14 protein-coding genes are annotated in these 22,160 nt (G+C 66.3%); 8 read left to right on the top strand and 6 right to left on the bottom strand.

The annotated features are described in order from the left end of the window. Positions 1–1,344: a DUF4192 domain-containing protein gene (locus V9L18_RS14065; RefSeq protein ID WP_337347785.1), complete on the top strand. Its 1,344-nt coding sequence runs from the start codon at positions 1–3 to the stop codon at positions 1,342–1,344. 248 nt (positions 1,345–1,592) lie between these two features. Further along, complete coding sequence (locus tag V9L18_RS14070) at positions 1,593–2,906, top strand: RNA polymerase sigma factor (protein WP_337347786.1); 1,314 nt, start codon at positions 1,593–1,595, stop codon at positions 2,904–2,906. 190 nt (positions 2,907–3,096) lie between these two features. Here V9L18_RS14070 and V9L18_RS14075 read toward each other — a convergent pair whose 3' ends face one another. Next, the gene (locus V9L18_RS14075) at positions 3,097–3,318 is read right to left on the bottom strand and encodes a DUF7455 domain-containing protein (protein ID WP_310164642.1); all 222 of its coding nucleotides are present in this window, start codon (positions 3,316–3,318) and stop codon (positions 3,097–3,099) included. A 255-nt stretch (positions 3,319–3,573) separates the two neighbouring features. Between V9L18_RS14075 and V9L18_RS14080 the strand changes: the two genes are divergently transcribed. Further along, entirely contained in the window at positions 3,574–5,682 is a 2,109-nt protein-coding gene (locus tag V9L18_RS14080; RefSeq protein ID WP_337347787.1) for a DNA gyrase/topoisomerase IV subunit B, read from the top strand. 122 nt (positions 5,683–5,804) lie between these two features. Here V9L18_RS14080 and V9L18_RS14085 read toward each other — a convergent pair whose 3' ends face one another. Then, positions 5,805–6,800, bottom strand: a complete 996-nt coding sequence (locus V9L18_RS14085; protein WP_337347788.1) for a M56 family metallopeptidase — start codon at positions 6,798–6,800, stop codon at positions 5,805–5,807. 6 nt (positions 6,801–6,806) lie between these two features. Further along, positions 6,807–7,193 carry a BlaI/MecI/CopY family transcriptional regulator gene (locus V9L18_RS14090; protein ID WP_337347789.1) on the bottom strand — a complete coding sequence of 129 codons (387 nt, stop codon included), beginning with the start codon at positions 7,191–7,193 and terminating at the stop codon, positions 6,807–6,809. A 259-nt stretch (positions 7,194–7,452) separates the two neighbouring features. On the opposite strand from V9L18_RS14090, the gene V9L18_RS14095 reads away from it, so the two are divergent. Genes V9L18_RS14095 through cydD form a run of 3 tightly spaced genes read left to right on the top strand, consistent with a single transcriptional unit; the run spans position 7,453 to position 13,635 of the window. Further along, positions 7,453–9,057 (top strand): cytochrome ubiquinol oxidase subunit I, encoded by a 1,605-nt coding sequence (locus V9L18_RS14095; RefSeq protein WP_337347790.1) that lies wholly within the window; start codon positions 7,453–7,455, stop codon positions 9,055–9,057. 18 nt (positions 9,058–9,075) lie between these two features. Further along, positions 9,076–10,122, top strand: coding sequence for a cytochrome d ubiquinol oxidase subunit II (gene cydB, locus V9L18_RS14100; protein ID WP_337347791.1), 1,047 nt, complete (start codon positions 9,076–9,078; stop codon positions 10,120–10,122). Between the two features lie 3 nt (positions 10,123–10,125). Continuing rightward, positions 10,126–13,635 carry a thiol reductant ABC exporter subunit CydD gene (gene cydD / locus V9L18_RS14105; protein ID WP_337347792.1) on the top strand — a complete coding sequence of 1,170 codons (3,510 nt, stop codon included), beginning with the start codon at positions 10,126–10,128 and terminating at the stop codon, positions 13,633–13,635. A gap of 2 nt (positions 13,636–13,637) precedes the next feature. Here cydD and V9L18_RS14110 read toward each other — a convergent pair whose 3' ends face one another. Next, positions 13,638–15,155 (bottom strand): FAD-dependent monooxygenase, encoded by a 1,518-nt coding sequence (locus V9L18_RS14110; RefSeq protein ID WP_337347793.1) that lies wholly within the window; start codon positions 15,153–15,155, stop codon positions 13,638–13,640. Positions 15,156–15,319: 164 nt separating this feature from the next. On the opposite strand from V9L18_RS14110, the gene V9L18_RS14115 reads away from it, so the two are divergent. After that, a complete protein-coding gene (locus V9L18_RS14115) occupies positions 15,320–16,312 on the top strand; it encodes a GNAT family N-acetyltransferase (protein ID WP_337347794.1) in 993 nt (330 codons plus the stop codon). 6 nt (positions 16,313–16,318) lie between these two features. On the opposite strand, the gene V9L18_RS14120 is transcribed toward V9L18_RS14115, so the two are convergent. Both V9L18_RS14120 and V9L18_RS14125 read right to left on the bottom strand, forming a co-directional pair. Further along, positions 16,319–16,837: a DinB family protein gene (locus V9L18_RS14120; RefSeq protein WP_337347795.1), complete on the bottom strand. Its 519-nt coding sequence runs from the start codon at positions 16,835–16,837 to the stop codon at positions 16,319–16,321. Positions 16,838–16,846: 9 nt separating this feature from the next. Beyond that, positions 16,847–19,354 carry a DNA gyrase/topoisomerase IV subunit A gene (locus tag V9L18_RS14125; protein ID WP_337347796.1) on the bottom strand — a complete coding sequence of 836 codons (2,508 nt, stop codon included), beginning with the start codon at positions 19,352–19,354 and terminating at the stop codon, positions 16,847–16,849. Between the two features lie 89 nt (positions 19,355–19,443). Here V9L18_RS14125 and V9L18_RS14130 point away from each other — a divergent pair, with 89 nt between their 5' ends. Continuing rightward, a complete protein-coding gene (locus tag V9L18_RS14130) occupies positions 19,444–22,125 on the top strand; it encodes a bifunctional acetate--CoA ligase family protein/GNAT family N-acetyltransferase (RefSeq protein WP_337347797.1) in 2,682 nt (893 codons plus the stop codon). Positions 22,126–22,160 lie beyond the last annotated feature (35 nt).

Below are 22,160 nucleotides of genomic sequence, written 5' to 3' on the forward strand. Positions count from 1 at the left end.
ATGACTCCTCCAGAACACCTCACCGTCCAGGGCCCCGAGGACATCCTTGGGTTCATTCCGCATTCCCTTGGGTATTGGCCGGCCGACAGCCTCGTTGCCATGACGCTCCAGGGGAAAAGCCTGGGGGCCACGCTGCGCCTTGACCTGCCGGGCAGCGAAGTCCTTGCGGATCCAAAGAAGTTTGCCTGCACCGTACGGGACTACCTGCGCGCTGACCAGCAGGCAGACGCCTCCCTGCTGGTGCTCTTCACCAACGAGGGCTGGACGGATGCGCGCCCGGGTGCTGTCCAGACCTACACAGGATTACTGGCAGCGCTGCAGGCGGTGCTGGGCGCCGCCGGCATGCCCGTGCGGGATGCCTGGTACGTGGGGGATACGTACTGGCGGGATGCATATTGCACGGACGGATCCTGCTGCCCACTGCCGGGCAGGCCCATCAGCGACATCCGCGACAGCAGGCTCAATGCCGAAATGGTCTACCGCGGCAGCAGCGTGGGTCCGGCGCCGGAGGACCAGTGCCCCACGCCGGCCGCGATGCCGGCGGAGTCCAAGGCCAGGCTCCGGGCAGCCGAGGCCTCGTGGATGGTCCCGTTGGATCACCGCCGGGCCAGCCGGGCACAATTCGAGACGCTCCTTGACACCTGGGAGTTGCTCTTCCGGTCCGGGCAGTGCCCGGCGGATCCGCTTGTCCTGGGCTTCGTCCGGGCAACACTGCGCGTGCCCGCCTGGCGTGATGCGGTCCTGGTCATGGCCGCCGCAGGCAGGGCTGCCGCGTCTGCCGGTGCAGATCAGTTCGGGATATTCGACGCCGGATGCCGGCTGGCGCCGGTGCGCCCGCAGGCCGACGGCCGCCAGGAAGAAGCCGCGGCAGGCACTGCGATTGCCGCGGGAGGCCCCGTCCGGCCCAGTCCCTTTCCGTCCCACCCCGTCCCGGGCGGTGCCGTCTCGTCCCACCCCGTCCCGGGCGGTGCCGTCTCGTCCCACCCCGTCCCGGGCGGTGCCTTCGGCGATGCTGCCCTGGTCCCGGGGTATGGCGAGGTGCTGCTGGGCCTGGCCCCGCCCAGGCCTGACTGGAGCAGCATGAACAACCTGGACCGTGTCCTGGAGCAACTGGCCCCCGGGGGAGGGCAGGCCGCAGCGGCAGCGCTTTCGGGGCGCGGCTGGATTTCGTGGTGCCGCGGACGTGGTTCGTACGCTGCTGCGCACCTCGGCCGGGCGCTGGATGAGGAGCCCGGATACCGGCTGGCTGAACTCCTGCTCGAACTCGTGCGGCGCGGGACTCTCTGCGGCTGGGCCGCCCGGAAGGATGCTGCCTGGCAGAAGTTCGGACCTGACGCCGCCTGAGAGGGATGGGGCGGCGTCATGCGGCCACGTTTGGGAAACCGTGAGACAATGGATGCCGAGACCCGGTTGGGTCCGTGAATCTGGTGCACGTAATGGCAACCTTTACGGGAACATTACAGCCGCTTCGGCAGTTCTACTTAAGGACTCTGCCGGCCGTGGTTGCACCTGATATTCATCACGGACTTGACAGGGTCATAGTGGTGTTGCCCGTATGGTGATTCCACAGACCGCCGCTAGAAAGGTTTTCTGTGACCCCGTCTTCCGAGAAGAAGGAACCCGCTGCCCAGGACGACTTGTCCCCTGAGGAGAAGCAGGCTGCAACGAACGCCAAGCGTGCAGCCACGCGGGCAGCAAACAAAGCTGTCAAGGACGCCACCGCCGGTGATGTGGATGGCAAGCCCGAGCCCAAGAAGCGCGGGCCCAAGCCCGGTGCCAAGGCCGCTGCTGAAGCCGCCGGAAAGTCCGCGCGCGGGGACGACGAGGACGATGTCGAGGAAGACCTCGACGACATCATCCTGGATGGCCCGGACGCCGTCGACGACGGTGAAATCAATGCTGCCAAGGAAGCGACCGCTGCAACCGGCAAAGGCTTCGTCTACTCCGACGCCGACGACGACGACGCCCCTGTCCAGCAGGTCATGTCCGCGGGCGCGACCGCCGACCCCGTCAAGGACTACCTCAAGCAGATCGGTAAGGTAGCGCTGCTCAACGCCGAGCAGGAAGTTGACCTTGCACTCCGGATCGAAGCCGGCCTCTTCGCCGAAGAGAAGATCAACGCCGACGACGGCAGTATGGACCCGAAGTTCAAGCGCGAGCTCGAATTCGTCATCCACGACGGCAAGCGCGCCAAGAACCACCTGTTGGAGGCCAACCTCCGGCTCGTAGTCTCGCTGGCCAAGCGCTACACCGGCCGCGGAATGTTGTTCCTGGACCTCATCCAGGAAGGCAACCTGGGCCTGATCCGCGCGGTGGAGAAGTTTGACTACACCAAGGGCTTCAAATTCTCGACGTATGCCACCTGGTGGATCCGCCAGGCCATCACCCGCGCCATGGCTGACCAGGCCCGCACCATCCGTATTCCGGTTCACATGGTCGAAGTCATCAACAAGCTGGCCCGCGTCCAGCGCCAGATGCTCCAGGACCTGGGCCGCGAACCCACGCCGGAAGAGCTGGCGCTGGAACTGGACATGACCCCCGAAAAGGTCGTCGAGGTCCAGAAGTACGGCCGCGAGCCCATCTCGCTGCACACGCCGCTCGGCGAGGACGGCGATTCCGAGTTCGGCGACCTCATCGAGGATTCCGAGGCCGTGGTTCCCGCGGATGCGGTCAGCTTCACTCTGCTGCAGGAGCAGTTGCACTCGGTTCTGGATACCCTCTCGGAGCGAGAAGCCGGCGTAGTGGCCATGCGGTTCGGCCTCACCGACGGACAGCCTAAGACTTTAGACGAAATCGGCAAGGTCTACGGCGTCACGCGTGAGCGCATCCGCCAGATCGAATCCAAGACCATGTCCAAGCTGCGCCACCCTTCGCGGTCCCAGGTGCTCAGGGACTACCTGGACTAAGACCAGTTGGATTGAAACAGGCACTACACTGCGGGCCGGCTGGCGCCGTGATCTGGTAGATCATGGCGCCGGTCGGTCCGTTTCTTTGTCCTCAACGTTTCCAAGGCGACCGCTTAAGTTTCCAAGGCGACCGCTTAAAAGGATCAGGACCCCTCCGTGGGAGGGGTCCTGATCCTTTTAAGCCTGCTGTCTAGTCGACTGCTACGGGTGCCTTCTCGTGAAGCCGGCCCGTCTCATCGTGCCAGTCGGAGCTCAAGGGCTTGAGTGTTGACTCGACTGCACGGGCATGGTGGCCGCAGAAAAGAAGCTCACCCCCGGAGGACTCGAGTACAACACGGACGTACGCCTGGGCTCCGCAACGATCGCACCGGTCCAGTGCGTTGAGTGTGCGGTCTGCCACTGCTGTTGTCATTTCGGCCTCCTTAGTAGATCTGTATGTCTATGTAACCAGTATTCGTAGCAATTCCATCGCAAGGATTGGGCAAGTTCGCTGTCCGCGTATCCGCAAGACTTGATCAAGAGCCATCTGCCGCATAACGGGAAGATAACGAGTGGCGTCTGCCACAGCTCCGGACAGGCGTGGGAGGCCGGTGTTCGACGCTTGTCAGACTAGGCTGGGGAAGGCGCCTTAGCGCCTGCTGTTCCGTCACTGAAGGAGTTCACAACCGTGGCACCGAGTTCTGATTACACCGCCCGGCACCTCTCTGTCCTGGAGGGCCTTGAGGCCGTACGCAAACGGCCGGGCATGTACATCGGCTCCACTGACTCCCGCGGCCTGATGCACTGCCTGTGGGAGATCATCGACAACTCCGTCGACGAGGCCCTCGCCGGTTTTGGACACGACATCAAGATCATCCTGCACGCCGACAACTCCGTCGAGATCCACGACGACGGGCGCGGCATTCCCGTTGACGTCGAGCCCAAGACCGGACTGTCCGGCGTTGAGGTCGTGTTCACCAAGCTGCATGCAGGCGGAAAGTTCGGCGGCGGCTCCTACACTGCGTCCGGCGGCTTGCACGGTGTGGGCGCGTCAGTGGTCAACGCGCTGTCCTCCCGCCTGGATGTGGAAGTGGACCGTGGCGGGAAAACCTACAAAATGTCCTTCCGGCGCGGTGAGCCGGGAAGGTTCAAAGATCCCGGGACCAAGTCCGACCCCGCTGCCACCTTCGAACCATTTGTTGAGGACTCCGTCCTGGACATCGTGGGCAAAGCCAAGCGCGGCGTCACGGGAACGCGCATCCGATACTGGGCAGACCGTCAGATTTTTACCCCCGACGCCAAATTCTCCTACGACGAACTCGCGGCGCGAGCCCGGCAGACCTCGTTCCTCGTACCCGGCCTGAAGCTGACCGTCCGCGACGAGCGCCGCGTGGCCGGCACTCCGGGCGAAGGCGGCCCGCACGAAGAGGTGTTCCACCACGACGGCGGTATCTCCGAGTTCGTGGATTTCCTCGCCGCTGATCCGGCCGTTACCGACATTTGGCGGTTGCACGGCTCGGGCAAATTCAAGGAAACCGTGCCGGTGCTGGACGAACGCGGCCACAGCCAGCTCGCCGAGGTTGAACGCGACTGCGAAGTGGACGTCGCACTGCGTTGGGGCATCGGCTACGACAGCACGGTCCGCAGCTTCGTCAACATCATCTCCACGCCCAAGGGCGGTACGCACCAGTCCGGCTTTGAGCAGGCGCTGGTGAAGACGTTCCGCAAGGCAGTGGAAAGCAACGCCCGTAAGCTCAAAGCCGGGAACGACAAAATCGAGAAAGACGATATCTTCGCCGGCCTCACGGCCGTCCTGACCGTCCGCCTTGCTGAGCCACAGTTCGAGGGCCAGACCAAGGAGATCCTCGGGACCTCGGCCGTGCGCGCCATTGTGGCCAGGGTTGTGGAGCAGGAAATCAACGCCAAGCTCAACTCAGCCAACCGTAATGACAAGGCCCAGTCGGCACTCTTGCTGGAGAAGATCGTCAGCGAGATGAAGTCCCGCATCTCGGCGCGCGTCCATAAGGAAACACAGCGCCGCAAGAATGCGCTGGAAACATCGTCGATGCCCACCAAGCTTGCTGACTGCCGTACGGACGACGTCGCCCGCTCTGAACTTTTTATCGTTGAGGGCGACTCGGCGCTGGGAACGGCCAAGTTGGCCCGGTCCTCGGATTTCCAGGCGTTGCTGCCCATCCGCGGAAAGATCCTCAATGTCCAGAAGGCTTCGGTAGGGGACATGCTCTCCAACGCCGAGTGTGCTGCCCTGATCCAGGTGGTGGGCGCCGGTTCGGGCCGCAGTTTCGACATCACCGCCGCCCGCTATGGCAAGGTCATCCTGATGACGGACGCCGACGTCGATGGCGCCCACATCCGCACGCTCCTGCTGACCCTGTTTTTCCGCTATATGCGGCCGATGATCGACGAGGGCAGGGTCTTCGCCGCTGTTCCGCCGCTTCACCGCGTGGAGGTGATCAATGCAGGCCAGAAGGCCAACGAGATGATCTACACGTACTCGGAGGCCGAGCTGCACGTCCTCCTGGCCCGTCTCGCCAAAGAGGGCAAGCGCTACAAGGAACCCATCCAGCGCTACAAGGGCCTGGGCGAAATGGACGCGGAGCAGCTGGCGGAAACTACCATGGATCCGCGGCACCGGACCCTGCGGAAGGTAGGGATCGAAAACGCCAAGCAGGCCGAGGACACCTTCGACCTGCTGATGGGCTCGGACGTCGCCCCGCGCAAGGACTTCATTATTGCCGGCGCGGCAAGCCTGGACCGGGAGCGAATCGACGCCTGACCGCGCCCCCATCGATTGCTCCACACCTGCCCTTTTGGACGCTCAAAACGGCCGTTGTGGAGCACTCGATGGTTGCTGATGCACCGAAGTACTCCTCGCTTTGAGGAAAGGTCCGGGCCCGCTCAGCCCAGCAGGCCGGGCACAATCAGCAATGCCGTGGGCAGAGCCAGCAGCAGGACGCAGCCCGCCAGGACACTTCCACGGATGGCAGTCGGGAGCTGCGGGCGCGGTGACAGCAACCTGCTGACCCTCGACGCGGTGGTCCGCGCAGAATCGGCCCCGGTGACACCTGCCGCGGTTTCGAGGCCCTCAAGGGCAAGGCCTGCCTGGCCTGTGGGCTGGAGCTCAGCCCCACGGTCTGCCGACACTGAACCGCTGGCCACGATCGCTATGGCCTTGATGAGGGTTGCCTTGCTCTCTGTTTTCAGGGCGACGTCATCAGCAAGCATCTCGATGAGCGAGTTCACGGACTCCTGCGCGAGCCGCGTGGTGGGAAGCCAGGGCAGGGCTTGCCGCCATGCGGCGAACGCCCAGAGCAGGAGATGGTGACGCTGGCTCAGGTGGGCGTTTTCGTGGATCAGGACGGCGCGCAACTCAGCTGGTTCGAGGGCCGCCATGAGGCCATCGGACAGGACCGTGACCGATCGTGCGCCGCCGGGAAGGCAGTAGGCCACTGGAGAGTCGTGGCTGATGACCACTGTTCCCGCCCCTTGGGTGGAGGGTGAGGCCAACAGCGCAAGGAGCTCGCGATGCCGCCGTCGCTGCCGTTCGATCTTGTAGTAGGTGAGCAGCAGGGTGAAGACCAGGTGTGCCGTCAGCAGGGCCGCGGCGGACAGCGCAAAGAGATGCCAGAAGCCGAGGGCTGTGGTGGGCGCATTAAAGAACACCATTCCCGCGAGTGCCCGCAGCCCGGCGATCAGGTTCTCGCCGATTGGTTCGAGGCCGTACACGAGCATCGCGCCGATCATGGAGAGTCCACCAGCGAGGGCGATGGCCTGCCAGAGGAGCATCGCGGTGAAGGGTGACCTCGCCGGCCACTGGGCGCGGGAAAGGAAGATAGGTACCGGCCACGCCAGGACTATCGCAAGGACCGCCAGCAGGTACGAGGTCCAGAACATGGCCCGCTAGATGTGGCCGAGCAATTTGCGCAGTGTTTCGGCTTCACTTTCGGTCACGGACCCAATGAACCTTGCCAGTACGGCTTCGCGGTCGGGGGCGGATCCCAGTACCTCATGCATGAGCTCCGCCGTGTGGTCTTCCCTGCTGGAAACAGCCTGGTAGCGGTGCGGCCGGGTGCCGCGCTCCCGCTCGACGAGGCCCTTCTTCTCCAGCCGCGAGAGGACCGTCAGTACGGTGGTAACGGCCAATTCCTTGCCTTCATGCCCCGCTGAGCCACCGGTGGCCTCGGTGCTTTGCGCCAACAGATCGCGCAGGGTGTTTGCCGTGGCTGCTTCATGGCCCGCCCAGAGCAGGTCCATCACTGCCCGTTCCAGTTCGCCCAGACTAGCCATTCCATACATCCTTTGATTCCCCGCACCGTTGGGCCCGAAGGCCGCGGTGACAACACCCGAACACTACAGATACAAATTTACCCCGTTTCTCCCTTACTTTCTACGCCAAGTAGAACAGTGGGCGCGCCGCGGCCTTGTGGGCCCGACGTGATGATGGAACTGTTGGTTTACAGTGCCCCACGCATTGTTCTACACTCGGTAGAAGTCAAGTTCTACGGGACGTAGAAAAGTTGAGACCCCGACAACAGTAGGGACTGCCTTGGACGCCTTGGAAATCGCACGCTGGCAATTCGGCATCACCACGGTCTATCACTTCATGATGGTGCCGCTGACCATCGGGCTGGGCCTGGTGGTGGCCATCATGCAGACCATGTGGCACCGGACGGGCAAGCAGGAGTACCTGCGGATGACCAAGTTCTGGGGCAAGCTCTTCCTGATCAACTTCATCATGGGCGTTGCCACCGGCATCGTCCAGGAGTTCCAGTTCGGCATGGCCTGGAGCGAATACAGCCGCTTTGTGGGTGACGTGTTCGGCGCTCCGTTGGCGCTGGAGGCGCTCCTTGCCTTCTTTGTGGAGTCCACCTTCCTGGGGCTCTGGATCTTCGGGTGGAAGCAACTCAAGCCCGCCATCCATCTGGCCTGCCTGTGGATCGCGGTTGTTGGCTCGCTGTTCTCTGCCTACTTCATCATCGTGGCCAACAGTTGGATGCAGCACCCCGTGGGTGTGGAAATGATCGACGGCCGGCCGGTCATGACAGACGCCTGGGCCGTCTTTACCAACAACACGGCCCTGGTTGCCGTTCCGCACACCCTGATGGGCGCACTGGCGGTGGCCGGCGGCTTCCTGCTGGGTATCGCCTGGTACCACCTCTGGCGGCGCCGGCGCGACGGCGTCGACACCGTGGACGTAGACGGCAAGGTGGTTCCGGGTGAGGCAGCGATCCCCGGCCGCGACCGCACCGACCACACAGTCTGGATCCGGTCCCTCCGCATCGGCGCCGTCGTCGCGATGATCTCATTCGCCGGCACCGCCCTCACCGGCGACCTGCAGGGCAAGCTCATGTTCGAGCAGCAGCCCATGAAAATGGCAGCCGCCGAGGCCGCCTGCCATGACGGCACCGGATTCTCGGTCCTGAGTGTCGGCAACCTCGGATCCGGCAACTGCGATGACATCGTGGCACTCATCGAGGTCCCGGGCATCCTGTCCTTCCTGGCGAAGGGCGACTTCACCACCGAAGTCAAGGGCGTCAACAGCCTCCTGGACCAGTACAAGGCCGACTATGGAACCAACCTGCCGGACAACCCGATTTACGGCGACCGCGCCGGCCAGGAGATCCAGTACGTCCCCGTCATGGAGGTCACCTACTGGGGATTCCGGATGATGATCGGGTTCGGCGGACTCGCCGCGCTTGCAGCCCTTGTGGCCCTGTGGGTGACCCGCAAGGGCACCGTGCCCGCGTCCCCGTGGCTGATGCGCCTGGCCGTCTTTGGCATCCTGGCACCATTTGGCGCCAACGCCGCCGGCTGGATCTTCACCGAAATGGGCCGGCAGCCTTTCGTCGTGGCTCCCAACCCCGACCTGAACGGCATCGACCAGGTCTTTATGTTTACCGCAGCTGCCGTCTCCCCGGGAGTATCGGCCGGGGAACTGCTGACTTCGCTGGTGGTGCTCACTGCCGTCTACGCGCTCCTGCTGGTGGTGGAGGTCAAGCTTCTGGTCAAGTACATCCGCGGCGGCATCGTCTCAGCCATGCCTGAGCTGGCCCACGCACCGGTGGACGAGAACGAGGACGCCACCCCTGGCGGCGAGGGTGGCCCCGGTTCCGGTAAGCCCGCGGACGATGTCCTGGCATTCGCCTACTAAGAGCAGAGGATACTTCGAATGGAACTGCTGCCCACTATTTGGTTCATCGCCATCGCGGTGCTGTGGACGGGATACCTCTTCCTGGAGGGTTTTGACCTCGGCGTGGGGATGCTGATGAAGCTCTTTGCCCGCAACAACACCGAACGCCGCGTGCTGCTCAACACCATCGGCCCGGTCTGGGACGGCAACGAGGTGTGGCTCCTGACCGCCGGGGGCGCAACGTTCGCGGCGTTCCCGCTGTGGTACGCCTCCCTGTTCTCAGCCCTGTACCTCCCGCTGCTCGTGGTGCTCGTGGCGCTCATCTTCCGCGCCGTGGCTTTCGAGTACCGCGGCAAGGTGGACACCGAGAGCTGGCGGGCGCGCTGGGACTGGGCCATCGCCCTGGGTTCGTTCCTGGCCGCTTTCGGGGTCGGGGCGGCCTTGGCACTCACCACTACGGGGCTGCCCCTGAACGCAAACGGCGACCGCGAAGGCGGCCCGTTCGCCTGGTTCAGCGGGTACGCCGTCCTGGGCGGGCTGGCAGTTGTCTGCTTCTCGCTGCTGCATGCCCTAACCTTCCTGGCACTGAAGACCGACGGCGACGTGCGGCACCGTGCGCGCAGCTGGTTCATCCGCCTGCTTCCTGTTTTGCTCCTGCCTCTGGCCGGATGGGCCGTCAGCGTCCAGGTCCTGTCCGGCAAGCCCTGGACCGTGGCCGCGGTGGCCGTTGCCGTAGTAGCCGCAGCAGTTGCCTGGTTCCTGGCCCGCAAGGGTGCGGAAGGACGGGCGTTCACCGCCCTCGGAGCCTTCCTGGTGCTGGGCAGCGCCTCGATCTTCGGCGCGGTGTTCCCTGTGGTCCTGCCCTCCACGCTCAGTCCGGAATTCAACCTCACTATTTCCAACGCCTCGTCCTCGGACTACACGCTGGGGCTGATGAGCATCGTGGCGGCGGTAGGGCTGCCCCTGGTCATCGCGTACCAGGCGTGGACTTACTGGGTCTTCCGCCGCCGCGTCAGCGCAGCCCACATCCCGGAAGCGCACAGCTTCCTCCCGGCAGTCGCCGTCAAAGCCTTTACCAAGGGCTGAGCCGTGCGCCCAGGCTTCCCCTCCGGCCCCGTTACCCGCTCAGCGATCTACTGGCTGGGATTCCTGGCGGCGCTGAAGGCGTTGTCCCTTGTCCTGATGGGGCAGGCGGTCGCCTCCATGCTTGCGGGCCTGGCCGCAGCGGACCCCGCGTGGGCGGACGGACTCGGCTGGGGGATGGCCGGCGTCGTCCTGCGGTCCGTCACTGTCTGGGCGCAGGCGGTGGCTGCCCGCCGCGCCGCCCTCGGCGTCAAAGAGGAGCTGCGGTACGGGCTGCTCGCCCGGGCGCTGCGGAACGGGGCCCGCACAGCCGGACCTGCCGACGGCGGACTGGCCGTCCTGGCCACCCGCGGGCTGGATGCGCTGGACAGCTACTACACGCAGTTTCTTCCCGCACTGGTGAACTGCGCGGCCATTCCGCTGCTTCTCGGGGCCCGGATACTGTTCGCCGACTGGGTCAGCGCCGTGGTCATTGTCCTCACTGTCCCGCTGGTACCTCTCTTTATGGTCCTGATCGGCCGGTACACGGAGGATAACGTCCGGGCTGCCCAGGCCACCCTGTCCCGCCTTTCCGCGCACATGCTCGAGCTCGCCAAGGGCCTTCCTGTTCTGGTGGGGCTGGGACGCGCAACAGCCCAGCGCAAAGCCCTCGAGGAGATTTCCGAGGAGTACCGGTCCCGGACCATGGGGACATTGCGCACCGCGTTCCTCTCGGCACTGGCCCTGGAGCTCATCGCCACGATCTCCGTGGCAGTCGTGGCAGTCTTCATCGGCGTGCGCCTTGTCCACGGCGACATGCCGCTGGAGGCCGGCATCCTGGCCCTGATCCTCGCGCCGGACTGCTACCTCCCGCTCCGCGAACTGGGCACCGCACACCACGCCAGCGACGACGGCCGTGCGGCGCTCGCAGAAACGAAGGCGGTCACCTCGGCACCCGAGCCCCGGCCGCTGCCGGCCAGCGAGGCCAAGGGCGGGGCCGCGGCCGGGGGCGCGGAGTCCCCGGGCCCTGAGGACGACGGCGATGCCGCGGCTGGTGCGGCAGCTGGCGGGGGAGTGAGCGTTACCGCACTCACGGTGACCTACGCGGGCAGGTCCGCGGCCGCCGTCGGGCCTCTCACCTTCACTGCGCCGTACGGACAGATCACCGCACTGGATGGCCCCAGCGGCACGGGGAAAAGCACCATTTTGGGCGTGCTGGCCGGGACGATCGGCGACGGTAACGGCACGGCCATCAGCGGCCGGCTTGCCGGCTTCGACCGGGACAGCGTGGCCTGGGTGCCGCAGCACCCGGTCATGGTGCAGGCAACGGTCCTCCACGAAGTGGCGCTGTACCTCGGTGGCGGAAGGAACGCAGCGGCCCCCGACGAAGCAACGGCCCGCGAATGCCTCGCCGCAGCCTCCGCAGGCCACCTTGCCCATAAACACCCGGCCGAACTGAGCCCGGGGGAGTTGCGCCGCGTGGCGCTGGCCCGCGGGCTGGCACGCGTCAGGTCCGGCGCTACGGTGCTCCTGCTCGACGAACCCACGGCACACCTGGACAGCGCCTCGGCGGCGCAGGTGGAGGCTGCCATCCTGGCGCTTCGCGGGCGGGTCACTGTCATCCTGGTGGCCCATGACGCCCGGACCCGGGCACTGGCGGACTATGTGGTGCCCGTGTCGGCCCAAGGCATCACGGATGCTTCCGCGCCGGTCAACCGGGCGCCGGAAGGCGCGGAGGCCGTACTCCCGGCGGGCAGCGACGGTGCCGCACAAGGCACGTCCGCAGCCGTGGCGGCAGCGGCTAGCGGAAGGTCCTGGCGGGACGGGGGCCGCGCTACGGGCCCACTGCTAACCCGCCTCCTCGCGCCCGTCGCGGGGCAATTCACCGGAGCAGCTGTGGTGGGGACCTTGGCGGCACTTTTCGCCGCCGCCCTGTCCGGGCTCTCCGGCTGGCTGATTATCCGGGCGAGCGAACAGCCGCCCATCCTGTACCTGCTCAGCGCTATCGTCGGTGTGCGGTTCTTCGGCATCGGCCGAGCCGTCCTTCGCTACTGGGAACGCCTCCTGGTGCACGATGCGGTGTTCTCCACCCTTACGCGGCTCCGCGGCCGCCTGTGGGAGTCACTCAGCCGCCGCGCACTGTCCCTTCGGCGGCTCCTGCAGGGCGGCAACGTCCTGGGCTCGGTGGTCACCGACGTCGACACCGTCCGGGACTTGCTCCCGCGGGTGGTCCTGCCGCCTGTGACAGCGGCTGCAGTTGCTGTCTCGGCACTCACCGCGACTGCCCTGCTGGTGCCTGCAGCAATTCCTGCCGTGGCGGCGGCCGCAGCCGCCAGCCTGGTCCTGGCCCCCGCGTCGGCGTTGTGGGCGGACCGGAAATCGGCGGCGGCGGAGCAAGACCTACGCGACGGCGTGCTCCGACGAACGTCCGCGGCATTGGATGCCCGGGCCGAGCTCCATGCTAACGGCGTATCCTCCAGGGTGCTCCGGGACCTCGCCGCTGAGGACCGGGCGGCCACCAGGGCTTCCCAACGTTCCGCTTGGGCTGAAGGACTGGGACAGGCTGTGACCACAGCTGCCTGCGGGGTGGCCGCGCTGGCCGTCGCCGTCCTTGCAGCCCCCCAGGTGCTCGCCGGATCACTGGCGCCTGCCACGGCCGCCGTGATTGTCCTGCTGCAGTTGGCGCTGGTGGAACCTTACGCAGCCATGACGACGGCGGTCCGCCAGTTTCCGGCCTTCCGCGACGTCATGCGCAGGATCGGCCGTTCCGGCGCCCTCGAGGGCATGCCACCGGCATCCGACGCCGACACAGGAACCACCGCCCACACAGACGCCGACGGCGTCGTGCGGCGTGATGCCCGCGCCGCTGGGGCGCCGGGCCTGGAACTTGAGGGAGTGGCAGCAGCCTGGCCGGGCGGGGACGCCGTGTTCACCGGGTTGAGTGTTTCAGCGGCCCCCGGACGCTGGTTGGCAGTCACTGGGCCGTCCGGCGCCGGGAAATCCACGCTGTTGTCCGTGCTGCTTGGCTTCCTCCCGCCGTCTGCCGGGCAGGTCCGCATGACCGGACGGGCTGCCTGGTGCCCGCAAGAGGCGCACCTGTTCGACTCCACGCTCCGCGGCAACCTGCTGCTGGGCCGCCCCACTGCGGGCGAGCCGGACACAGCTGACCGAGAGATGGCAGCGGCCCTCGCCGCCGTAGGCCTCAGCCAACTTGTTTCCCGCCTCCCTGCAGGGCTGGACACCAGGATCGGACCGGGAGGGTCGTTCCTCAGTGGCGGCGAGCGGCAGCGCCTGGCTGTTGCCCGGACGCTGATGACCGGGGCTGAGGTCATCCTCCTGGACGAGCCGACGGCCCACCTGGACGCCGAAGCGGGACGGGCCATGCTGGCAGACCTGCGGTCCGGACTGGCGGACCGGACGGTAGTCCTGGTAACCCATAACCTGGCTGACATCCGCCCGGAGGACGACCTCCTGGACCTTGCCCAGCCGGAATTTCCCGGTGCGGTACAACGCCCGGGCATGGTGCCGGCGTCGTAACCCTATGCCGTGGCCGGCGCTCCGAACCAGGTGGCGAGCGCGTCTCCAAGGCCCTGCCGGCCGGGGCTTCCCACCCAGGCCACGTAGCCGTCGGGGCGGATCAGGACGGCGGTGGGGGCTGTGACCGGCCCAAGCGCCGGAAGCTCCCAGGCGCCCTCGTATGTGGCGTCGACCAACTGGACCCGGTCCGGCCGCGGAACGGTGTCGAAGCCACCGGGCTCACCGAGGTTGAGCAGCACAGGCCGGGCATCGTGCAGTAAGGAAAAGACCCGCAGCGGGCCGTCGGCAGTGGCGAGGTCGAGATCGGGCATGCGGCGCCCGAGCAGCGGGTGGCCCTCGCCGAGGTCGTAGTGGATGTCCAGGCCGGACATCATGGCGGCGAAGCGTCTCCGTGGCTCGTCCATGCCCAGCAGTTCGGCCACGGTGTCGCGCAGAGCCTCGATGCGGTCATCGACGCGCATGAGGGCGACCTGCGCCATAGTGTTGCGAAGGACGCGGGCAGCGACCGGGTGGCGCTCGGCATGGTAGGTATCAAGGAGGCTCTCCGGCGACGTTCCGTTGACCACCTGGGCCAGCTTCCAGCCCAGGTTCGCCGCATCCTGCACGCCGGTGTTCAGGCCCTGGCCCCCGACCGGGGAATGCACGTGCGCCGCGTCGCCGGCCAGCAGGACCCGTCCCTTCCGGTAGGCAGCGGCCTGCCGGGTCATATCGGTAAACCTGGAGATCCAGGTGGGACTGTGGACCCCGTAGTCGGTCCCGTAGACGGCGATAAGGAGCTCTCGGAGGTCGCTCAGCGTGGGCTCGCCCGTGCCGATGTGCGGCTCGGCCAGCACCACACCCACGGTTCCACCTGGCTTGTAGATGACTTCTCCGTCCTTGATCTGGTATTCGACCTTGCCGAGGGCGTGCGTGCCGGAGGGTGTGCGGCGGATGCCCAGTTCCGGTTCTTCGGTCATCTCGACTTCGGCGCGCAGGGAACTCGTCGTCGGATCCCAGCCGGGAAAGTCGATACCCGCTGCTTTACGGACCAGGCTGCGTCCACCGTCGCACCCGGCCAGGTACGCCGCCCGCAAGGACTGCCCGTCCGAGAGAGCAACGTTGACGCCGGCTGCGTCCTGCAGAAAACCGGTCACCTCACGTCCCCGATAGAAAGTCACCGGCAGCTCACCAACCCAGCCGGCCAGGATGCGCTCGATGTGGTTCTGCCACAGGCCGAGGCCATAGTTGTGCCGGGTTGGAAAGTCACTCAGGTCCAGGCGGACCGAGGCGAAGCCCGCGACCTGGGCCACCTGCCCCTCAGCAAGGAACCGGTCGGCGATTCCACGCTGGTCGAAGATCTCAATCGTGCGCGCGTGCAAACCCCCGGCACGCGAACCGGGGAGGTCCTGGCTGGCGCGCCGCTCGACAACGGCAACGTCGACCCCCGCCAACGCCAGCTCTGCCGCCAGCATCAGCCCGGTCGGACCTCCTCCGGCGATCACCACGGCGTGCTCCGCATTCCTTGACACACTTTCAGTCATAGTGCTGCCCCCGTTTCCCTGCGTATTGGCGTCCGGCGATTATGCGCCCTCCTTGGGGGCTTGCCGCAAGCCCCCATGGAGGGCATACATTGGAAATGGAAGCGGTCTGCGGATCAGCTGGGAGGCTGGCTTCACGCGCAACATCCCTGGGTTAGCCTGTTCCAATGAACCAGGAACTCACAGTGGACTTTTCGGGGCTCCGGTGGCGGCCGGCAACAGCATCCGACGTACCGGCCTGGGCGGCCTTGATTGCGCGGACTGCCGCCGTGGAGAATCCCGTCTGGTTCGAGCGGGAGGCTGACCTGCAGCAACAGGTGGAATCCCGGAAAAACCCGCCAGCCGAGAACACGGTGCTGGGCCTGGATGACGACGGCGTTCCCCGGGCCTATGCGCGGATCTCCCGCAACCCGGGGGCTGGGAAAGCCCATGGCTTCGGCTGCGTGGACCCGGACTGGCAGCGCCGCGGGATAGGCAGGGCGCTGCTTGGCTGGCTGGAGGAACGCACCCGGCGACGTTTCGCCGCGGACCTTCCCGACGACGGAACACGGCAAGTGCCATTGTTGAGGATTGGCACCGAAGAGCAGCACCACCACCAGGGAAGGCTGCTTGAGTCTTCGGGGTATACCGTGGTCCGCTACTTCAATGAAATGCACCGGCCACTCAACCAGCCGTTGCCGGGGAACGTCCTCGGCAACGGCCTGGAACTGGCCGGTATGGTGCCGGGCCTCCACGAGCCGGTCCGCCTGGCGCACAACGACGCGTTCCGCGACCACTGGGGAAGCGAGCCGCGGGACGAGGAGTCCTGGAATTTCACGGTGAACCACCCGCAGGCCCGTGCCGACCTGAGCACGGTGGTCCTGGACAGCAGCACCGGGCAAGTGGCGGGCTACCAGCTGGCAAGCCACGACCCCGACATCGCCGTCCAGCGCGGCATCCGCGAGGGATATACGGAACTGCTCGGTGTCCGGCGCGAATACCGCGGGCGGGGGATCGCCCAGGCCCTCCTCGCCGACGCCATGCGCCGTTTCACCGACGCCGGCATGGACGTGGCTTCACTGGACGTCGATTCGGAGAACCCCACGGGCGCGCTGGCCCTCTACACCAAGATGGGCTACCGGCCGGTCAACACCAGCATGGCGTGGGACAAAGAGGTTTAAGCCCGCTCAGCCGTCCACATCGTGGAGGTGGTGGACGACGTCGTGCAGGAAGTACTGCGCGAGTGTCAGTACCGTGAACTCCGAGCCGTTGCTGCGCAGGCCTTTACGGTCCCACTCTGCCTGCCTGACGCCGGCAAAGGACTCGGCGACCTGTTCGCCTTCCGCGGTCAGCTCTGCACTGACGACGGCCGGGTCGGCGTTCGCATAATCCTTCTCGACGGCGGTCTGGTCCTGGTCCCAGTTCTCGAACCGGGCGTCATCGGCGTCGAGCATGAGGTTCAGCCGCTGGTCAAAGAGGGTGAAGACGTCGCGGACATGGCATGCGTACTCGAGCGGGGACCACGTGGCCTCGTCCGGGCGGTCGGCCACGTCAGGGCGGCGGAGCACTGCCCGCCACCTCGGAAGCATATTCTGCACCGTGCCGGGAACCGTGGCCGGTGTAACGGTGGAGGCGTCGAAGGAGCATTCCGGGCACGGCCGGGAAAGGACCCAGGTCCAGTCTTTGACATCGGGAACGATAACCATGGCAGCAGTCTAGGCCGGATCCGGCCAGGCCATGGCAGGACCCACCACATCAACTGGCTGGGACAGCGGGATGCCCGAACCATCCCGCCTGCCGTGCTCCTGCGGCAGGGAACGGGCCACGCCGGACGACGACGATGCCTTCGCCGGACCGTGTCCTGCCCAGCCAAGGAGCAGTGTGTCTTCACCCTTGAGGAACCGGTGCGCCCGGACCCCGGCGGTGGCGCGGCCCTTGGCAGGGTACTCGGCGAAGGCCGTCACCTTCGCTGCGCCGGGTGCCGTTCCGGGCAGCGCTCCGTTCGTTCCGGCGATGGTGACCACCACGGCGTCGTCGTCCCCGGGCGCCACCGCGCCGAAGAACACCACCTGGTCACCGGAGGCCAGTTTGATGCCGGCCATTCCGCCGGCCGTCCTGCCCTGCGGGCGGACCGTCCCGGCTCCGAAGCGGAGCAGTTGGGCCTGGCGGGTCAGGAATACCAGGTCCTCCTCCTCGGAAGCGGCGGGCGCAACACCCACCACCTGGTCCTTATCCTTGAGGGCAATGATCTCCCAGTCCTCCCGGTTCAGGGGGTAATCGGGCTGGACGCGCTTCACCACGCCCTGGGCAGTGCCGATGGCCAGGACCTGGTCCAGGGGAGCGAATGCCACCAAGGATTCGCCCTTGAGCAAGGTGATGAACTCCCGGGCCTGGACTCCGCCGGCGAGGTTCGGCAGGCCGGACATCGGGGGCAGGACTGGCATGTCCATGACCTGCAGGCGAAGCATCCGTCCCTGCGACGTCACGGCGGCAATTTCTCCGCGGGCCGAGGTTTTGACGACCGACAAAAAGACGTCGTGCTTCGACCGCGGACCCGATTCCGCGAGCGGCTCCTGGTTGGACGTGCGGGCGATCTGCCCGGACGCCGTCAGGATCGCCCAGCAGGGATCATCGGCGATTTCCAGGGCCAGTGGTGCCGCCTTGCCCTTGCCATTGGGTGCAGCCAATGCAGCGGCCACCGTGGGGGAGACGGCCTCGGACTCAAGCAGCACGGTCCGCCGGGGCGTGCCGTACTTTTCGGCGATTTCGCCCAGTTCAGTGGAAACCAGTTCGCGCAGCCGCTCCTCGGAGCCGAGGATGGCCTCCAGTTCCGCGATCTGGCGGCGCAGCTCGTCCTGTTCCTTCTCCAGCTCGATCCGGGAGTACTTGGTCAGCTGGCGCAGCCGCAGTTCCAGGATGTAGTTGGCCTGGATCTCGGAGAGGTCGTAGATGGACATCAACCGTACCCGGGCAGCCGCGGCCTCGTCGGAGGATCGGATGATCTGGATGACCTCGTCTATATCGACGATGGCCACCAGCAAGCCCTCCACCAGGTGCAGGCGGTCTTTCTTCTTGCCGAGCCGGAACACAGTGCGGCGGCGGACGACGTCGATCCGGTGCCCCACATAGACCGACAGCAACGCCACCAGGCCCAACGTCTGCGGCTGGCCGTCCACGAGGGTCACGTTGTTGATGCCGAAGGAGTCTTCCATCGGGGAGTAGCGGTAGAGCTGCTGGAGCACGGCATTGGGGTTGAACCCGTTCTTGAGCTCGATGACCAGGCGCAGCCCGTGCTTTCGGTCTGTCAGGTCAACGATGTCGCTGATCCCGGTCAGCTTCTTGCCGTTGACGGCGTCCTTGATCTTCTCGATCACCTTTTCCGGCCCCACCATGTAGGGCAGTTCCGTGACCACCAGGCCGGTCCGCCGTGCGGAGAGCTGTTCGATCTCCACCTTCGCCCGGGTCTTGAAGGATCCACGGCCGGTGGCGTAGGCATCGCGGATGCCGTCCAGGCCCACGATCCGGCCGCCCGTGGGCAGGTCCGGGCCGGGTACAAAACGCATCAGGTCATCCAGCGTGGCGTCCGGGTGGGCGATCAGGTGCCGCGCCGCGGAGATCACCTCCACGAGGTTGTGCGGGGCCATGTTGGTGGCCATCCCCACCGCGATGCCGGTGGCTCCGTTGACCAGCAGGTTCGGGAACGCGGCAGGAAGCACGTCTGGCTGGGTCAGCTGGTTGTCATAGTTGGGGACGAAATCCACCACGTCTTCGTCGAGGTGGTCCGTCAGGGTCAGCGCTGCCGCCGCGAGCCTGGCCTCGGTGTACCGCGGAGCGGCCGGGCCGTCGTCGAGCGAGCCAAAGTTGCCGTGTCCGTCAATGAGGGGCAGGCGCAGCGAAAAGTCCTGGGCCATGCGAACCATGGCGTCGTAGATGGCGGTATCGCCGTGCGGGTGCAGCTTGCCCATCACCTCGCCCACAACACGGGCGCTCTTGACGTGGCCGCGGTCCGGGCGGAGGCCCATCTCGCTCATCATGTACAGGATCCGGCGCTGCACCGGCTTCAGGCCGTCGCGGGCGTCAGGCAGGGCCCGGGAGTAAATCACCGAATAGGCGTACTCCAGGAAGGAGCCTTCCATCTCGGACGTGACGTCGATGTCCACGATGTGCTCGGTGTAATCGGAGCTGGAATCCACTGCTGGGGTTGGACTTTGGCGGCGGGCCATGGGGCTGGTAAATCCTTCTGGGGTACTGGTCTTTGCACTGATTGGCGGCACCGGGGTGTGCCGCGGGAGTTTTTGGCTAGGCTAAGCCTATGGTGGATCAGCCCGGGGACGGCGTATATCCGGAATATTGGGAAGCCGATGTCGTCTTGCGGGACGGCGGAACAGCGCATCTGAGGCCCATCCACCCGGCCGATGCCGACGCCGTGCAGGCCTTCCACACTGGCCAGTCCCAGGACTCCATCTACATGCGTTTCTTCGCCTTCAAAGCCAGGCTCTCCAGCAAGGAGCTCAAGCGCTTCACGGAGGTGGACTACAAGGACCGGGTGGCGTTCGTGATCACCATCGGCGGCGAAATCATCGGGATCGGGCGCTACGACCGGCTTGATGACCCTACCGAGGCCGAGGTCGCCTTCAACATCGCCGACGCGCACCAGGGCCGGGGCATCGGCTCGATCCTGCTCGAACACCTCGCAGCTGCCGCCCAGGAAAACGGGATCCGCCGGTTCAGCGCCGAAGTGCTCCCGGAAAACCGGAAAATGCTGATGGTCTTCTCCGACGCCGGTTACGACGTCAAACGCCACTTCGACGACGGCGTGGTCAGCCTCGAGTTCAACATCGGGCCCACGGACAAGTCCCGGGCCGTGATGGAATCACGCGAGCACCGTGCCGAGGCGAGGAGCGTGCGGGACCTGCTGACGCCGTCGTCCATTGCCGTGATCGGTGCCAGCCGCAAATGGGGGACCGTGGGCTACCAGCTGCTGGAGCACATCATCGAAGGCGGCTTCACCGGTCCCGTCTACGCCATCAATCCCGAGGCACTGGAACTCGCCGGGATGCTGTCGTTCGGCCGGCTGGCCGAGGTACCCGGTCCAGTGCAGCTTGCGGTCATCGCCGTCCCGTACGAGGAAGTTTCCACCGTGGTGGACGAGTGTGCCGCTGCCGGCGTCAAGGGCGTGGTGATCGCCTCTGCAGGCTTCGCGGACGACGGCGAACGTGGCCTCGCCCGGCAGCGCGAGCTTGTCCGGAAGGCGCGGGCGAACGGGATGCGCGTCATCGGCCCCGCCTCCCTGGGCATCGTTAACACCCACCCGGACGTATCGCTGAACGCGTCCATGGCCCCCACCCTGCCGCGGCGCGGCGGCCTGGGCCTCTTCAGCCAGTCAGCCGCCATCGGGGTGTCACTCTACGCCGCGTCCAGCCGTCGGCGGATGGGCCTCTCCACCTTCCTGTCGGCAGGAAACCGGGCGGACGTCTCCGGGAACGACATGATGCAGTTCTGGGAGGACGACGCCGACACCACCGCGGTGGCGCTCTACCTGGAATCGATCGGGAATCCCCGGAAGTTCTCCCGCCTGGCCCGGAGGCTTGCCCGCACCAAGCCGGTGATTGTGGCCAAGTCCGAGTCGATGGGCCTGCGCCTCCCGCCCGGGCACGCCGTCCGCACCACCCAGGCCCCTTCCGGTGCATTGGATGCCATGATGCGCCAGTCAGGCGTCATCAGGGTGGAGACCATCGAGCAGCTGATGGATGTGGCGCAGATCGTGGCGGGGCAGCCACTGCCGGCAGGCCCGGAACTGGCCATCCTCAGCAATTCGCAGGCATTGGGCAAAGTGGTGGCCGACAGTGCCATGGCCAATGGCCTGGGCGTGGGCTCCTTGGTCACCGGCCTGGACCTTGACGCCGGAATGTCCGTCGCGCTGCCTGCTCTCCGGCGCAGCCTCCAGGACACGCTGGCTTCGGAGCACGTGCACGCCGTCGTGGCGGCCCTCCTTCCGGCCCGGGGCCTCACCGTAGAGAACATCGCCGGGGTACTGGCCGAATGTGCCGCTGAAGCCGGGAAACCCGTGGTGGCCGCGTTCACCGGAATCCTGGACCCCTCCATCTATGTGGAAGGCATGGTGGGCGAAGCACCGGCCATACCGTGCTTTTCCAATCCCGGGGCGGCTGTGGCTGCGCTCGCCGCAGTGGTCAGGTATGCCGAATGGGTTGCGCGCGACCAAGGCCATTTCGTGGAACCCGTGGGATGCGATCCGGAGGGGGCGCGTGCAAGCCTGGATGAACTGCTCGCCGATGTCCACGGTGAGCAACTCAAACAGCTCAACCAGGCTGAAGCCGCTTCCCTTCTGGCTTATTACGGGATCCGAGTCCTGCCCTCCCTCGGATTTGAAACAGCTGACCAGGCCGTTGACGCCGCGGAGGCGCTGGGGTGGCCCGTAGCCGTCAAAACCACCGACCCCGGACTCCGGCACCGTCTTGACCTGGGCGGCGTGCGCCTGGACATCGAGGACGCCGAATCGCTGCGCCGGAACATCGAGCAGATGCGGCGCTCGCTGGCACCCTATGGCGCGCCCTCACTGGAGGTGCAGTCCATGGCGCCCGTGGGGCAGGCGTGCACCTTCCGGGCCATCGAGGACCCGCTGCTGGGCCCGGTGATCTCCTTCGGCCTGGCCGGCGACGCCGTCAACCTGCTGGACGACTGGGCCCACCGGGTGCCGCCGCTGTCCGCTGCCGACGTCAAAGACTTCATCCGCAGCCCCCGGGCGGCCCGCAAGCTCTTCGGCTACCAGGGCCTTCCCGCGGTGGATGTGGGAGCCCTGGAGGAACTCGCCGGCCGGGTGGCGTGGATGAAGGACAACCACCCGGAGATATCCCTCGTCGAATTCAATCCGGTGCTGTGCGGAACGCAGGGCGTGGCAATCCTTGCGGCGGACGTCCGGATCGGGAACGCGGCACAGCGTACGGACAGCGCCCGCCGTGCCATGCTGGGCTGACCGCAGTTAGCAAGTCCCCGGCCGATCTGTGAAAA

It is taken from the genome of Pseudarthrobacter sp. CCNWLW217 (assembly GCF_037203985.1).
Lineage (GTDB): Bacteria > Actinomycetota > Actinomycetes > Actinomycetales > Micrococcaceae > Arthrobacter.